Annotated in this window: 18 protein-coding genes; 16 read left to right on the forward strand and 2 right to left on the reverse strand. The window is 54.8% G+C overall.

Translation table 11 applies throughout. The features are described 5' to 3' along the window. Positions 1-78 precede the first annotated feature (78 nt). Both KFJ24_RS02030 and KFJ24_RS02035 read left to right on the forward strand, forming a co-directional pair. Positions 79-582 (forward strand): copper chaperone PCu(A)C, encoded by a 504-nt coding sequence (locus KFJ24_RS02030; protein WP_250829428.1) that lies wholly within the window; start codon positions 79-81, stop codon positions 580-582. 145 nt (positions 583-727) lie between these two features. Then, entirely contained in the window at positions 728-1,207 is a 480-nt protein-coding gene (locus KFJ24_RS02035; RefSeq protein ID WP_250829429.1) for a GNAT family N-acetyltransferase, read from the forward strand. 115 nt (positions 1,208-1,322) lie between these two features. Here the strand turns inward: KFJ24_RS02035 and KFJ24_RS02040 are convergent, their stop codons facing one another. Then, positions 1,323-2,252, reverse strand: a complete 930-nt coding sequence (locus tag KFJ24_RS02040; protein WP_250829430.1) for a LysR family transcriptional regulator — start codon at positions 2,250-2,252, stop codon at positions 1,323-1,325. 155 nt (positions 2,253-2,407) lie between these two features. Between KFJ24_RS02040 and KFJ24_RS02045 the strand changes: the two genes are divergently transcribed. The 11 genes from KFJ24_RS02045 to KFJ24_RS02095 all read left to right on the forward strand — a co-directional run bounded on the left by KFJ24_RS02045 (position 2,408) and on the right by KFJ24_RS02095 (position 10,906). Beyond that, positions 2,408-3,748 (forward strand): aspartate aminotransferase family protein, encoded by a 1,341-nt coding sequence (locus tag KFJ24_RS02045; RefSeq protein WP_250829431.1) that lies wholly within the window; start codon positions 2,408-2,410, stop codon positions 3,746-3,748. Further along, positions 3,745-4,440 (forward strand): CoA transferase subunit A, encoded by a 696-nt coding sequence (locus tag KFJ24_RS02050; protein WP_250829432.1) that lies wholly within the window; start codon positions 3,745-3,747, stop codon positions 4,438-4,440. The genes KFJ24_RS02045 and KFJ24_RS02050 overlap by 4 nt, the downstream gene beginning before the upstream one ends. Continuing rightward, entirely contained in the window at positions 4,427-5,074 is a 648-nt protein-coding gene (locus KFJ24_RS02055; RefSeq protein WP_250829433.1) for a 3-oxoacid CoA-transferase subunit B, read from the forward strand. Before KFJ24_RS02050 ends, KFJ24_RS02055 begins: the two co-directional genes overlap by 14 nt. A gap of 237 nt (positions 5,075-5,311) precedes the next feature. Next, complete coding sequence (locus KFJ24_RS02060; protein WP_250829434.1) at positions 5,312-6,115, forward strand: transporter substrate-binding domain-containing protein; 804 nt, start codon at positions 5,312-5,314, stop codon at positions 6,113-6,115. A gap of 109 nt (positions 6,116-6,224) precedes the next feature. Then, complete coding sequence (locus KFJ24_RS02065; protein ID WP_250829435.1) at positions 6,225-6,881, forward strand: amino acid ABC transporter permease; 657 nt, start codon at positions 6,225-6,227, stop codon at positions 6,879-6,881. A gap of 12 nt (positions 6,882-6,893) precedes the next feature. After that, a complete protein-coding gene (locus tag KFJ24_RS02070) occupies positions 6,894-7,547 on the forward strand; it encodes an amino acid ABC transporter permease (RefSeq protein ID WP_250829436.1) in 654 nt (217 codons plus the stop codon). Between the two features lie 37 nt (positions 7,548-7,584). Next, positions 7,585-8,370: an amino acid ABC transporter ATP-binding protein gene (locus KFJ24_RS02075; RefSeq protein WP_284709142.1), complete on the forward strand. Its 786-nt coding sequence runs from the start codon at positions 7,585-7,587 to the stop codon at positions 8,368-8,370. 10 nt (positions 8,371-8,380) lie between these two features. After that, on the forward strand, positions 8,381-9,418 hold the full coding sequence (locus KFJ24_RS02080) for a histone deacetylase family protein (protein ID WP_250829437.1): 1,038 nt from the start codon (positions 8,381-8,383) through the stop codon (positions 9,416-9,418). Positions 9,419-9,462: 44 nt separating this feature from the next. Continuing rightward, complete coding sequence (locus KFJ24_RS02085; protein WP_250829438.1) at positions 9,463-9,816, forward strand: RidA family protein; 354 nt, start codon at positions 9,463-9,465, stop codon at positions 9,814-9,816. A gap of 130 nt (positions 9,817-9,946) precedes the next feature. After that, the gene (locus KFJ24_RS02090; protein ID WP_250829439.1) at positions 9,947-10,627 is read left to right on the forward strand and encodes an NAD(P)-dependent oxidoreductase; all 681 of its coding nucleotides are present in this window, start codon (positions 9,947-9,949) and stop codon (positions 10,625-10,627) included. A gap of 72 nt (positions 10,628-10,699) precedes the next feature. Next, complete coding sequence (locus tag KFJ24_RS02095; protein ID WP_250829440.1) at positions 10,700-10,906, forward strand: GDCCVxC domain-containing (seleno)protein; 207 nt, start codon at positions 10,700-10,702, stop codon at positions 10,904-10,906. 2 nt (positions 10,907-10,908) lie between these two features. Here KFJ24_RS02095 and ltaE read toward each other — a convergent pair whose 3' ends face one another. Further along, positions 10,909-11,925 (reverse strand): low-specificity L-threonine aldolase, encoded by a 1,017-nt coding sequence (ltaE, locus tag KFJ24_RS02100; RefSeq protein WP_250829441.1) that lies wholly within the window; start codon positions 11,923-11,925, stop codon positions 10,909-10,911. A 222-nt stretch (positions 11,926-12,147) separates the two neighbouring features. On the opposite strand from ltaE, the gene KFJ24_RS02105 reads away from it, so the two are divergent. Genes KFJ24_RS02105 through KFJ24_RS02115 form a run of 3 tightly spaced genes read left to right on the forward strand, consistent with a single transcriptional unit; the run spans position 12,148 to position 13,899 of the window. Then, positions 12,148-13,050, forward strand: coding sequence for a GGDEF domain-containing protein (locus tag KFJ24_RS02105; RefSeq protein ID WP_250829442.1), 903 nt, complete (start codon positions 12,148-12,150; stop codon positions 13,048-13,050). After that, positions 13,007-13,450, forward strand: coding sequence for a hypothetical protein (locus tag KFJ24_RS02110; protein WP_250829443.1), 444 nt, complete (start codon positions 13,007-13,009; stop codon positions 13,448-13,450). The genes KFJ24_RS02105 and KFJ24_RS02110 overlap by 44 nt, the downstream gene beginning before the upstream one ends. After that, the gene (locus tag KFJ24_RS02115) at positions 13,438-13,899 is read left to right on the forward strand and encodes a methyltransferase family protein (protein ID WP_250829444.1); all 462 of its coding nucleotides are present in this window, start codon (positions 13,438-13,440) and stop codon (positions 13,897-13,899) included. The genes KFJ24_RS02110 and KFJ24_RS02115 overlap by 13 nt, the downstream gene beginning before the upstream one ends. The last annotated feature ends 8 nt before the right edge of the window (positions 13,900-13,907 follow it).

The following is a 13,907-nucleotide window of genomic DNA, read 5'->3' on the forward strand; positions in this document are numbered from 1 at the left end:
GCAAATCATTTGGCGGTGGGGTGTCAATGCCCCTATTCTAACTGGTAACTACCTGTTTGCCGTAAGGAAACCGCTGATATGAAAATTCGAACCGCGACCGTTGCCCTGCTGTTGGCCCTGTGGTCTGCCTGTGGCTTCGCCCATGACTACGCTCTTGGCCACGTAAAAATCGATCACCCCTGGAGCCGCCCAACCCCCCCAGGCACCCCCATGGGTGTAGGTTACCTGGCCATCACCAACAGTGGCGACAAGACCATTACCCTCACCAGCGCCGAAACCCCCCGGGCTGCCCGAATCTCCATTCACCAATCCAGCATGAAAGACGGCGTAATGCGCATGCAGCCTGTGAAAGGCGGCCTGACCATACCCGCAGGCAAAACCGTAGAGCTCAAACCCCACGGCTACCACCTGATGCTGGAAAAGCTGAAATCGCCCCTGGTGGAAGGGGAGAGCATACCCGTCACTCTGCGGTTTGACGGTGCCGAGGCCATGGACGTTGAGCTGACGGTAAAGCCGCTGGACGGTGGCATGCGGAAACAGGACATGAAGATGGACCATACCGGACACAATATGGAAAACTGAAAAACGATAATTTGGTGATTCAGAAAGAACGTGTTCAGAATCGATGACAGCCAACAAGTCGTTGGAGTGTGATGTTTGTTCCGTACGCGGTGCGTGCCCCACAAACGCCCCTCAGCCCAGGCGTTAGTTTTCACATGGAGTTTCAATGTCAGTTGTAATACGAGAAGCAAATAAAGATGACTCAGGTTTAATTCTCGGGTTTGTTAAAGAATTAGCAAAATATCAGAAATCTGAACATGAAGTCCGCGCTACTGAGTCGTCTCTTAAGAATTCGCTCTTTGCTGAAAATTCTTCTACAAAAGCTGTTATTTGCGAGAAACAAGGTGAGCCAATTGGTTTTGCCGTTTACTATTTTAATTATTCAACCTGGTTAGGAAAGCATGGTCTCTACCTTGAGGATTTGTATGTAACTCATGCGGAGCGGGGTAGTGGGGCAGGAAAGTGTATTCTAAAGCATCTGGCTAAAATTGCTTTGGATAATAGGTGCGGAAGGCTTGAGTGGAGTGTGCTTGAATGGAACGAAACTGCTATTGAATTTTATAAATCACTTGGTGCTAAGCCAAAAGATGAATGGATTGGCTATCAGTTAACCGGTTTCGAGTTACTTTCTTTGGCTGAGTGTTAAAGCTGACCAATTTCATGTGATCGGTTTTTTATGCCTCCGGTTCAACAGCCGAATCCGAACCGGCGCAGTGAAGTCCGGTATGCTGGCCCTCCCGACCTTGAATGACTGCCTCAAGTCACTCAGGCGTATGTGCGTTTTTCCCGAGGTGATCCGGCAATGCCGGTATCATTTCCTTGAGCAAACCGATTAACCGGTTGTTCGCCCATTTCTGCTTGTACACCAGTCCAAAACGATAGTGAAAGGCCGGCTTGAACGGCTTGATCAGAAGGTCATCACGGGCCGCCTGGTGGTCGTAGGCTGTGATGGGGTTGATCAGGGTGATACCGACACCGTTGGCAACCAGTGAGCAAATGGCAGCGATGTTGGCTTCGGTTTTACCGGCGATGCGAATGTTTTTCTCCGACAGGTGCAGCAGGAGCTGGTCGGCGGCCAGATTGGGCTGGTTGGGTATGACCAGGTGCTGGCCTTTGAGGTCCTCTGTTGTGATCACCCTGGCTTTGGCCAGGCTGTGGTTTTTTGGCATCAGACACACGGCTTCGGTTGAGATCAACTCATCAACCGCCAGTACCTGACTGGTAACCGGAAGGGTGACAAATCCGACATCGAAATAACCCGCTTCAACCGCACGAACCACTTCCGGGCTGGGCATGATGTCCAGGTAGATGCTGTATTTAGGGTTGTCACTCAGAATACGGGCGATGGTTTTGGGGACATAGGCAAAACCCAGAGCCGGTGCAGAGGCGATGCGTATGCGCGAGGCGCCAAATTCGCGCAGTGACACAATGCTGTGCTTCATGTTCTCCAAGTTGCTCAGCAAACCAAGAATCTCACCATAGAGCTCATCGGCCTCAGGCAGAGCGATTAGCCGCTTCTTGTGCCGCATGAAGAGCGGAATTCCAATATTTTCTTCCAACTGCGCCAGAGATCGACTGACGCCAGACTGGGTAATGCCCAAATCCCGGGCGGTCCGTGTGGCCGTGCCGGTCTCGTAAAGCGTTTTAAAAATAAGCAGAGATTTCAGAGAATTAAGATTTATGTCGCTCATATCGGCTGATCTCGGAGGCGATTTTCTGGACTAAAACATGATTTTAAATCATCAAATAATGAAAAAACATTATGCGTTGAAATAAATGTTTAGCTGTTCCTATAATGAAAATCGATCAAAAAAACACCGATCCTTTTGCAAGGATAGCTGATGCCATGTCCAGCAACGCTTTGTTCTATCTGACCAGTAATGACATGCCGCTGGTCAGCCATGCCGATGGCATTTATATCTGGGATACCACAGGGCGCCGTTACATCGATGCCTGCTCTGGTGCCATCACCTGTAATATTGGCCACAATCATCCCACCGTAAAACGCGCCATGGTTGAGCAACTCGATAAGGTTGCTTTCAGTTATCGCACCCAGTTCGAAAGCCAGGTCGCGCTGGACCTGGCAACCAGACTGGTTGATCTGACCGACGGTGAGCTGGACAAAGTCTTTTTTGTCGGCAGCGGTTCAGAAGCGGTCGAGAGCGCGATCAAACTGGCGGTCCAGTATTTCGTCGCCAAAGGGCAGCCAGAGCGTTGCAAGTTTGTTTCGCTGCGCCCTTCCTACCATGGCAGCACCATCGGAGCACTTGGACTGACCGGGTATGAGCCCCTGGAGGCGCCCTATCGCGCGATCACTCTTGGCTCTGTCAAGGTGCCCTCGCCGGATTTGTACCGTTACCGGGAAGCCAGCGTTGAAGAACACATTGCGTCGGTGCTGGAACAGACCGAAAACGCCATTCTGGCGGCAGGCCCGGAGACCATTGCCGCCCTGGCGCTGGAGCCGGTTGGCGGTGCCAGCACCGGCGGACGCATGGTCACCAGGGCCTATATGGAAGGGCTGCGGGCTTTGTGTGACCGCTACGGTTGCCTGCTGATTATGGACGAAGTGCTCAGCGGCATGGGCCGTACCGGTGCCTGGTTTGCCTACCAGCATTTCGATGTGGTGCCCGACATTATGGCGCTGGCCAAAGGGCTCGGTTCTGGCTACTACCCCATCGCGGCCATGATGGCGCGTCAGGAGCTGGTTGACGAGGTGAGTCGCAGTGGCGGCTTCATGCACGGCCATACCTACGCCGGTAACCCCCTGGCCTGTGCTACGGCCCTTGCTGTCATTGGTGTGATGAGCTCGGAACAGCTTGTCAGCAATGCGGTAGAGCAGGGTGCCTATCTTCGTCAGCAACTTGACCAACTGGCTCTCAAGTATGACTGCATTGGCAATGTACGGGGCATCGGCTTGTTGCAGGGAGTGGAACTGGTGCAGGACAAGGCGGGAAAGCGGCCGTTCCCGGCATCGTTCAATGCCTTCGACAAGCTCACCGCTCTGGCCAAGGCCCGTGGCCTGCTGATTTATCCGAGGCGTTGCCTGGATGGCCTGGAGGGGGATCATGTGTTGATTACACCGCCCCTGACCGTCACCACTACGGACATTGACGACATAATCGCCCTGCTGGACGACAGCCTGGCTGCCTTTGAACAGGTAGCGCGAGAGCAGGCGGTCTGTTCATGAAAAAGAATCAAAGCCTGGAAAATGCCATCGCCGCCATCCCGTCCGGAGCTGTGGTTATGGTCGGTGGTTTTGGCAATCCGGGTACGCCGTTCAGCCTGATCAATGAACTGGTGCGTCAGGGACAGACCGGTCTGACGCTTATCAAGAACGATGCCAACGAACCCGGTCATGGTTTGAGCAGGCTGATGGAGAATGGCCAGGTGAGCAAGCTGATCACCACGCATATTGGCCTGAACAAACGCGTGATTGATTTAATGAACCAGGGCGAATTTGAGGTTGAGTTTCATCCCCAGGGCATTCTGGCCGAAAAGATTCGCACCGCCGGTGCTGGCAGCTTTGGTTTCCTCACTGACATCGGCATCCATTCCGAGATTACCCGGCCAGAAGATCTGCTCGAATGGCAAGGTCAGACCTACAAGGTCGAGATGGCGTTGTCGGCTGACTATGCTCTCATTCATGCCGCACAGGCGGACTGGATCGGCAATCTGGTGTATCGGGGCTCGGCTATCAACTTCAGCCCCTTGATGGCCATGGCTGCGAACCACGTCATTGCTGAAACGCCGGATCTCGGTGAGCCCGGCCGATTCAAACCGGAACAGGTGCATACGCCGGGGGCCTTCGTCGACAGCATTGTACCGCTGGAATCACTCACCTCTGACTACGGGATTCTGGAGCATCATGTCCGCCGCTGAACGCATTTTGGGCCGGGCGGTGAATGAAATCACCCCGGGCAGCATTGTTAATCTGGGTATTGGTTTGCCAACGCAGGTTATCCGTTACCTTCCGGACGACTTCGATGTACAGATCCATTCGGAGAACGGCATTCTCGGTGCCTGGAAGCAGAGTCCACCAGAGGAAATGGACCCCTTCCTCATTGATGCTGCCGGCGCCTATGTTTCCCTTCGCGAGGGGGCCAGTCTGTTCGACAGTGCTGTCTCTTTCGCCATGATTCGTCGCGCTCGCCTGGATTTGACCATGATTGGCGCCTTCGAAGTCGACGAGCACGGCAACCTTGCCAACTGGAAAATTCCGGGCAAATTTTCGCCAGGGATTGGTGGTGCCATGGAGCTGGCACAAAAGACACGGCGCATCGTCGTGCTGACGACCCATACTGATAAACACGGTCGACCCAAGATCCTTAAAAATTGCCGATTACCTTTGACGGCTGAAGCCTGCGTTAACCGCATAGTGTCCGACCTCGCTGTGATGGACATTACTCCGCAAGGCCTGGTGGTGCGTGAAAAACTGGTCCAGATCAGTAACGCTGATTTGCAGGCCAAGACCGAAGCGGAGCTGACGTTTGCCACCGGAGAGGCAGAGTCATGACCTTTATCGATGAAGTTTTGCCCTTTGCCGTGTCGGATGCCGGGCAATCCCCACTAGACGCGTGCATCAGGAGAAAACGGACAGGAGGTGACCCTACCAGCAAACAAAATAGTTATATCTATAATTAACGTGGATGGATAAAAGCGATCGATCCTGGCTCAACAGTTCCAGTGTGAAGAGGTGCGATGCATCGATGTGTGCATTGCTTTATAAAAAAGTCTGAACAGGAAGAAGAATATGAAGACTCTTACTAAAAGGTTCTCCCAATCTCTGGCTGTCGCAGCAATAGTCGCCAGTGCAGCGGCCATGGTCGCCATGCCCGCGCAGGCGCGTGATATGGATGAAATTCGTGATGACGTATTTCAGGTTGTAAATTCCGGCGCGTACCCTCCCTTCAGTTTTGTGAACACCAAGGGCGAACTGGTTGGCTTTGATGTTGATATTGCCAGGGCCCTGGCTGAAAAGATGGACGTTGAGGTCAACGTTCAATCATCGCCCTGGAACGGCATCATCGCCGCCATGGTCGGTGGCCGTTTTGATGCCTGCATCTGCAGCATGAGCAATACCGAAGAGCGTCGGAAGGCAATTGACTTTTCCGACCCTTACTACAGCGCCGGGCTGTCAGTGTGGGTGCAAGAAGGCACCGACGACATTAACAGCATTGAAGACTTTGCTGGCAAAAAGGTCGGCTCAACCCTGGGTGAAACCGGCAACCAGTGGGCAGTGGAAAATGGCGCAGGCAAATGGACTAACCAGACCTTCCAGGGCCTGCCGAGCATGATGAACGGCCTGACCACAGGCCGCATCGATCTGATGATTGCCGATGATGTGCCTGTGCTGGTTGCCATGCAGGAGGACTCACCCGCAATCAAGATGGTCGACGTTGGTGAATTGCCACGTTGGCCTGCCGCCATTTCTGTTCAAAAAAACAGCCCTGAACTGCTTGAAGCGTTGAATACTGCCCTGGCAGAAATCAAGGCTGATGGCACGTACCAGGACATTGTCGACAAGTGGATTGGCGAGGGCGCCAACATCGAGTAAAGGCGGGGCAAGTGGGGTGAAGGTTCGCCTTTCACCCCACTTTTCACTTCGCTCTCGGCGACAACATGTCGAGCGTTGTATCAACAACAATCGCTAGGAAGGTATGACCATGGATTTTAACTTGATGGTCGAGGTCACGCCCCTGTTAATCAAGGCCGCATGGGTCACGATAGACGTCTCTGCTCGTTCAATGTTCTTTGGGTTTTTTGTCGCCTGTGGGCTGGTGTTCTTGCAGACGTTTCGCTTTGCACCCATCCGCTGGTTTGCCCGGGGCTATGTCAGCGTGGTGCGCGGGACACCCTATTTCGTCCAATTGTTGCTGGTATTTTATGGCGGCCCGAGTATTGGCTTCAGGCTTGACCCCATCACGTGCGGTATCTTCGTAGGCGCCTTCAATATTGGCGCCTATATGAGTGAAGCGATTCGCGGCTCTATCGAGTCTGTGGATAACGGCCAGACAGAGGCCGCCAGATCACTGGGGTTTGGCAAGGTAAAAACGATGGTGTCTATCGTGTTGCCGCAAGCCGCCCCGCTGATGATTCGTTCGGTCGGCGTGTTAGCCATTGTACTTGTGAAAAATTCCTCTCTGGTTTCCATCATCTCCGTTGTTGAGCTGACGTATCAGGCTCAGCGGTTGATCGGTTCGACCTACAAGCCCCTGGAGATTTTCACCCTTAGTGCGCTGATGTACATCGTCATTGTCTACGCGGTGATGGGCATCATTGAACTGGCCTACCGTCGCGCGACGCGCTACACGACCCAATAGGAGGACGCGGAGATGGAACTTGATTTCGGTCCGGTAATAACCTACTTCCCTACCTTGCTGAAAGGCCTGGGGGTGGCTTCTCTGGTAGCCATCGCGGTTGCCTTCCTGTCGATTGTGGGTGGGCTGGTGGTGGCGGTGATCTCCATTTATATCAATAAGGTTCTGAGCTGGCCATTGCGCTTCTTTATCTGGCTGTTCATGACGACGCCATTGCTGTTACAGCTTTACTTTTTGTATTTCGGCCTCGGCGAGTGGATTCTGATTCCCGCCATCCTGGTTGGCATTCTTGGGCTGGGCTTTCACTACATGGCTTACAATGCCGACATTTTCATTGCCACCATCAAGTCAGTGTCCGGCGGTCAGTATGAAGCGTCACGGTCGCTCGGCTTCGGACATATTGCCACCATTGTCTACATCATTGTGCCACAGGCCTTTATTCGCGCGATCCCGCAGCTGGGCAACAATATGATTTTAATGGTGAAAGATACCTCGGTCTTATCCGCCATTGGTGTGGCCGAGCTGGTGTATGCCTCCCAGTATGCGATCAGCGTATCGTTCCGACCCTTCGAGTTTTTCATCGTTATCGCACTGCTGTATTACGTGATCAACATCTTTATGGAGCTGGGTCAGGCCTGGCTGGAGCGGCAGGCGGCCTATCGTCGCTAGATCCAAATCGATAACAGTATAAAAGGCGGTAGAACCCATGAGCACTGAGCATCAAATCGACACTCCAATGGTCGAAATCCGCAATGTATACAAGCGTTTTGGCGATCTGGAAGTTTTAAAAGGCATCAACCTGACGGTGAATCGTGGAAAGATTGTATCCATCATCGGCCCTTCCGGTTCTGGCAAGAGCACTCTGTTACGCTCGGTCAATCACCTGGAGGTGATTGACCAGGGTGAGATCCTTCTTGATGGCGTTCAGGTGAACCGGCCTGATATGAACGGCCTCGCATTTGAACGCCACATCAACCACGTCCGCCAGAACATGGGCATGGTGTTTCAACACTTCAATCTCTTTCCCCATCTGTCCACGATTGACAATGTCATCCTGGGACCTCGAAAGCTGAAAGGCATGGATAAGAAAGTTGCCCACGAACTGGGCATGGAATTGCTCGACCGGGTCGGCCTTGCCGAAAAAGCTGACGTGTTTCCCAACTGGTTGTCGGGCGGTCAAAAGCAACGGGTGGCCATTGCCCGGGCGCTGGCGATGCAGCCCAAGGTGATGCTGTTTGATGAGGCAACGTCAGCCCTGGATCCAGAGCTTGTCGAAGAAGTTAACCGGGTAATGCGCGGCCTGGCAGAGGAACACATGACCATGTTGATTGTGACACACGAGATGACCTTTGCGCGCGATGTTTCAGACTGGGCCATGTTTATGGACGGGGGCGTCGTCGTTGAAGAGTGCACCCCGGAGAAGCTGTTCAGTAATCCGGAGCAGGAGCGCACACGCAACTTCCTGCGCAAACACCTTGGCGGTCATCACTAGGCTGTGAATCGTGAAATATTTTTACCACGAGGCGCAATCGCTTCACGCGCCGAAGCACTTTTTTCTTCGCGGTCAACCTGCACCCTCACCGGAGCAGCCGGTGCGCTTCGAGCGACTGAAAACGGCAATTGAAGCCACGAATGCCAGCCTGACTTTATTGCCAGAACTTACCCGGGATCCGCTCCTCCTGGACCGTTTGAAACGCATTCATACCCCTCGCTATCTGACTTTCCTTGAGAACGCGGTGGAGCGCTGGCGAGCCCTGTCTGGTGCATCTGATGTAGTGGCTCCCAATACACACCCCTGTGGCTATGCCCGGTTTTACCCACGCCACATAGTCGGCCAGGCAGGCTGGCACATGCACGATATGGCCTGTCCGATGGATGAAGGCAGTTATACCGGCATCCTCGCCAGTGCAACAACAGCCCAGGCCGCCGCCGATGCTGTGCTGCAAGGTGAGGTTGCGAGCTACGCCCTGTGTCGGCCGCCGGGCCACCATGCCGGGCCGGAGCGGGCGGGGGGCTTCTGCTTCCTGAACAACTCGGCTCTGGCGGCCACAGTATTGCGGGAGCGCTATGATCGCGTCGCCATCGTTGATGTCGATGTGCATCACGGCAACGGCACCCAGGACATTTTCTGGCAACGAAACGACGTCTGGACTGGATCGGTCCATGTCGACCCTGCGGACTACTACCCCTTTTACTGGGGTGCGGCGGACGAAGATGGGGAGGGCGATGGCAAGGGGTATAACCGTAATGTGCCCCTGCCACTTGGCGCCAACGGCATCGACTTTTTACAGGCCTTGTCGCGCCTGTTATCAACCCTGGCTGAATTCCAGCCTCAGGCCATCGTCATCGCACTCGGGCTCGATGCCCACAAGGATGACCCGCTGGCCGGGATGACGCTGGAAACCGAGGATTTTTACCGCATTGGCCAGCGCCTGGCTCAGGTTAAAGGCCCGAAAGTGATTGTTCAGGAGGGCGGCTATCCCACTGACAGTCTCGGTGATAATCTCACCGCCTTTCTGCAGGGCTTCCGTTGTGGTTAATGGTGCGGGCTTCCCGCTTTTTTCAACTAAAGAGAGTGTGTTTTATGAGTGATCATTACATCGATAGCAACCAGCGCATGAGTCAGGTCGTCGTGCACGGCAACACCGCCTATCTGGCAGGCCAGGTAGCTCATGACGCCAGTGCCGGTATGCGCGGACAGACCGAACAGATTCTGCAAGGCATTGATCAACTTCTGGCCAAGGCCGGTACCGATAAATCCCACATTCTGTCTGCGACCATCTGGGTAACCGACATGGCCGAGTTCCAGGAAATGAATGCCGCCTGGGATGCCTGGGTTGTGCCGGAACGTACCCCAGCTCGTGCCTGTGTCACAGGCGATCTGGCCAAACCGGAATGGAAAGTGGAAATTATGGTCATTGCCGCGATTCCGGCTTGATTCACCGGCTCTGCTTTCCGGTTGTGAAGCAGATCTTATGAGCGGATGAAAATGGACCAGTCTGGACAAAACATGGAGTAATCCAGGCTGCCGCTAAGCACTGCGCTATGTGCCTCTGTAAGGGGTGGATATGAACAAGGTTTGTATCGTAGGTGCATCGGGGAAACTCGGGAAGTACATGGTTCAGCACGCGCTGGATCGTGGCTATGAAGTAGTTGGCGTCTGCAGGGAGCAAAGCGTCGGAAAACTCGACGCTTTCAAAGGGCAGATGACCATCGTTCCGGGCGCGACGAACGATCGGGAGGTGATCAGGAAGGCTGTCTCGGGATGTGACGGTGTACTGACGGTGCTGGTGCCCTGGGGTGTTCAGCAGTACTCGTCCGGCACTGCACAGTCGGTGCTGGACTATGCGGAACCGGGTGCCCGGCTGATCTTTTCCTGCGGCTGGCACATCAGCATGGATGGCAAGGATGTCTACTCTTGGAAACTGAAGGCGCTCGTCAAAGTATTTGGCGGACTGGCGAGGCTTTTCCGACTGGTGGAGCTAGACGATCAGGTTGAGGCATGCAGTCGAATTTTTGCCAGCGATACCAGGTGGACCGTTGTACGCGGGAGTGACCTAGAGGAGGGGGAAAGCCAGGGGTTGCCGGTGTGGAGTCGACACGTGGGTGACCCCATTCTTGAGAGCAATCTCACCCGCCGTATAGACTTTGCGCTTTTCATGGTAGAAGCCCTTGAGAATGACGAACTCATTCATGAGGCCCCTGCGACTGTCGGCTGTCAGACGCCCTCGGCATTGGCGCCAGGCTGAATTTAGTGGCCGCCTGCGCCTGGCCTGATGTTATGCTCTCGCAGGAGCTACAAATGTTGGGGGTGACTGATTATGACGCCAAAGTTGAGGTCTGAAATCACCTGCCCGGGCTGTGGGCACAAAGAAGTAGAGACCATGCCGGAAGATGCCTGCCAGTATTTCTATGAATGCAAAAACTGCAAGGCTCTGCTCAAACCAAAGCCTGGTGATTGCTGTGTATTCTGCTCATATGGCGATACACCGTGCCCGCCCATTCAGCAGGATCGGTCATGCTGTTGAATCTATGAAGACGCCTGATAAAACCGCCGGATAGCCCGCAACAACTGATCCACATCCTCACGATTCACATCCAGATGGGTCACAAACCGGATCGGCTTACCCGCAGTGATAAGGATGCCCTGGTCGGCCAGGTAGTCTCGCAGGGCCATGGCTTTGCCGGACCGGCAGCGGGCGTAGACGATGTTGGTCTGGGTGTTGGCCGCGTTGATGTCCAGCTCTGCAATATCCGCGAGGCCGGCGGTCAGGTATTCGGCGTTTTCATGGTCTTCATGCAATCGAAGCGGCCCCTGCTCCAGAGCGATTCGCCCGGCGGCAGCCAGTATGCCGGCCTGGCGCATGCCGCCGCCCACCATTTTCCGCAGCCGTGTGGCCCGGTCGATAAAGGCTTTTGTGCCCAGCAGCATGGAGCCCACCGGGGCACCCAGTCCTTTGGAGAGGCAAACGCTCACCGAATCGTAGTGTTTGGTTATCCCGGTCACATCACAGTCGGACTTTACTGCTGCGTTGAATACCCGGGCGCCATCGAGGTGTAACCGCAGCTGATGGTCATCGCAGAAGGCGCGAGCCTGGCGCTGGTAGTCCAGTGACAGCACTTTGCCGCCGATGGTGTTCTCCAGCGACAGCAGGCGGGTCATGGCGAAATGGAAGTCATCGGCCTTGATGGCTGCGCGGGCCTTGTCGAGGTTGATGCTTCCGTCAGGCTCGTTCTCAATGGGTTGCGGCTGCACGCTGCCGAGTACGGCGGCGCCGCCGCCCTCATAGCGATAGTTGTGCGCCGACTGGCCGCAGAGATACTCATCGCCCCGGCCACAGTGGCTCATGATGGCCAGGAGGTTGGCCTGGGTGCCGGTGGCGGTAAACAGGGCGGACTCAAAACCGAACCGCTCGGCGGTATAGGCCTGAAGGCTGTTAACCGTTGGGTCGTCTCCGTACACATCGTCACCCACCTCGGCGTTGGCCATGGCCTGACGCATTTCCCGGGTAGGGCGGGTGACGGTATCGCTGCGGAAATCGATCATGGTGGTCTGGCCTTTTGAGTAATCGGATGTGCTGCATTCTACAGGGCGCGGGGCAGGAGGGAACCGGGAAGGTCAACCTGAAAGGTTCAGAGTCTGCCAGAGCCTCGAAAAGTGTGAACGTTAATTCAAATATCGATAGAATTATGGCCTGGTGTTGAGGATGACTGTAAAGAGAGTCGTGGGCCATCCGTTGTTTTCAAAAGCAATTTCAAAGTACTTTTTATGATTGATATTGAGCAGATGGCCTCCGTATTGGATGCATTGCCGGACCCGGCCTTTATATTGTCCCGCAGCGGCAAATATGTAGCGGTGTTCGGGGGCCGTGATGCCCGTTATTACCACGACGGCAGCGGGCTGGTGGGTTTGTATGTTTCCGATCTGGTGAAAGCCGAGAAGGCGAACTGGTTTCTTGAACAGATAGAGCTGGCACTGGCAACCGGCAAGTTGCTGATCGAAGAGTACGAGCTGAGCAACAAGGATGTAAAAGGGCTGCCCGATGAAGGGCCCGAACAACCGATCTGGTTCGAGGGCCGTATTCAGGCCCTCGATTTCCTGGTGGACGGTGAAGCGGTTGTGCTTTGGGTGGCGAGTAATATTTCAGAGCGACACGAACTGGAAATCAAGCTGCGGGAACTCAGCGACACCGATCAGCTCACGGGGCTTTTCAATCGCAGAAAACTGGAGCGCGACCTGACACTGAATTATGAGACGTTCGACCGACACGCGGTGCCAACGTCCATTTTGATGTTTGATCTCGACAACCTGAAGAAGATCAATGACACCCTTGGCCATCACGCCGGTGATGAGATGATCCTTGCGGTTGCAAACATTTGTCGATCAGAGCTTAGAAAAACAGATACTGCCTGTCGCTTTGGTGGTGATGAATTCGTCATTGCCCTGCCCAATATTGAACGGGAGCATGCAGTGCAATTTGCCGACCGGCTGCGTGAGTGCTTCAGGAGCGAACTGACTCAATTTTCCATTGATGGTGTCGCCGCAACCGCAAGCATTGGTGTGGCGACCATGTTGCCTTCAGACCGGTCGTATGAAGACACCCTGAAACGCGCGGATGGTGCCATGTATGAAGCTAAGCGAATGGGCAAAAACAGGGTCGTTTCTGCTTGATCGGGTTTGCCCCGGCCTCAAGTTGCAGTGTGCCATTGCGGCCCTGCTGATTGGGTGTGCCTCTCCGGCATTCGGTGAGGAAGAACCCGTTTTCCAGTTGTGCCCGGGCTACATCGATAAGGTCGCCGTGAGTGATCAGGGTGACAAAGCCGCGGTATTTCTGACTTTGAGTGATCAGGGGGCGCTGGCTCTCACCCAGTTCAGTGACAACCAGCTCGGTGAAATTATCCGGGTGACGTTCGGGGCGCATGAGTTTCTCCGGGCCGCGATATGGGCAGAGGAAACGTGGTCCCTGCGCAAAGCCACGGAATCGCTGGAAGAGGCGCAGGCATTGGCGCAGAGCATCAGGAGCTGGGCGTCTGGCCAGCACCCGGAGAAAGACCGATCATGCGGGTATTAGCCAGCAAAGTTCCGCCTCTGTTGCTGGCTGCAGTGGTTGGCGCCTGCATGTGGGGAGTGTCTCAGGTCACCGGCCGTATGCCGGTTCCTGAAATTGTCCGTATGGGTGGTGCGGCTCTGTTGCTCGCCCTGGGGGTGTTCTTCAGTGTTGCCGGAGTGATTTCGTTCCGGCAGGCAAACACCACGGTGGATCCCCGTAAGCCGGAGGCGGCTTCCTCTTTGGTCAGCTCCGGCATTTATCGCTTTTCCAGGAATCCCATGTACGTGGGGTTTGCTCTTGCCCTGTCAGCATGGGCTGTCTTTCTGGCATCGGCGTGGTCGCTGTCAGGCGTCGTCGGTTTTGTGCTTTACCTGAATCACTTCCAGATCATTCCGGAAGAACAGGCGCTGCGGGAGCTGTTCGGGGAGGAGTTCAGGGCCTATGAGTCACGGGTGCGCAGGTGGTTATGACTTCGCTC

The sequence above is a fragment of the Marinobacter sediminum genome, from assembly GCF_023657445.1.
GTDB classification, from domain to species: domain Bacteria; phylum Pseudomonadota; class Gammaproteobacteria; order Pseudomonadales; family Oleiphilaceae; genus Marinobacter; species Marinobacter sediminum_A.

Coding starts and splice junctions, on each gene's coding strand:
- KFJ24_RS02045 (WP_250829431.1), top strand. CDS start 2,408: ATGTCCAGCAACGCTTTGTTCTATCTGACCAGTAATGACATGCCGCTG.
- KFJ24_RS02110 (WP_250829443.1), top strand. CDS start 13,007: ATGAAGCTAAGCGAATGGGCAAAAACAGGGTCGTTTCTGCTTGATCGG.
- KFJ24_RS02050 (WP_250829432.1), top strand. CDS start 3,745: ATGAAAAAGAATCAAAGCCTGGAAAATGCCATCGCCGCCATCCCGTCC.
- KFJ24_RS02115 (WP_250829444.1), top strand. CDS start 13,438: ATGCGGGTATTAGCCAGCAAAGTTCCGCCTCTGTTGCTGGCTGCAGTG.
- KFJ24_RS02090 (WP_250829439.1), top strand. CDS start 9,947: ATGAACAAGGTTTGTATCGTAGGTGCATCGGGGAAACTCGGGAAGTAC.
- KFJ24_RS02065 (WP_250829435.1), top strand. CDS start 6,225: ATGGATTTTAACTTGATGGTCGAGGTCACGCCCCTGTTAATCAAGGCC.
- KFJ24_RS02030 (WP_250829428.1), top strand. CDS start 79: ATGAAAATTCGAACCGCGACCGTTGCCCTGCTGTTGGCCCTGTGGTCT.
- KFJ24_RS02105 (WP_250829442.1), top strand. CDS start 12,148: ATGATTGATATTGAGCAGATGGCCTCCGTATTGGATGCATTGCCGGAC.
- KFJ24_RS02040 (WP_250829430.1), bottom strand. CDS start 2,252: ATGAGCGACATAAATCTTAATTCTCTGAAATCTCTGCTTATTTTTAAA.
- KFJ24_RS02055 (WP_250829433.1), top strand. CDS start 4,427: ATGTCCGCCGCTGAACGCATTTTGGGCCGGGCGGTGAATGAAATCACC.
- KFJ24_RS02035 (WP_250829429.1), top strand. CDS start 728: ATGTCAGTTGTAATACGAGAAGCAAATAAAGATGACTCAGGTTTAATT.
- KFJ24_RS02075 (WP_284709142.1), top strand. CDS start 7,585: ATGAGCACTGAGCATCAAATCGACACTCCAATGGTCGAAATCCGCAAT.
- KFJ24_RS02070 (WP_250829436.1), top strand. CDS start 6,894: ATGGAACTTGATTTCGGTCCGGTAATAACCTACTTCCCTACCTTGCTG.
- KFJ24_RS02095 (WP_250829440.1), top strand. CDS start 10,700: ATGACGCCAAAGTTGAGGTCTGAAATCACCTGCCCGGGCTGTGGGCAC.
- KFJ24_RS02085 (WP_250829438.1), top strand. CDS start 9,463: ATGAGTGATCATTACATCGATAGCAACCAGCGCATGAGTCAGGTCGTC.
- ltaE (WP_250829441.1), bottom strand. CDS start 11,925: ATGATCGATTTCCGCAGCGATACCGTCACCCGCCCTACCCGGGAAATG.
- KFJ24_RS02060 (WP_250829434.1), top strand. CDS start 5,312: ATGAAGACTCTTACTAAAAGGTTCTCCCAATCTCTGGCTGTCGCAGCA.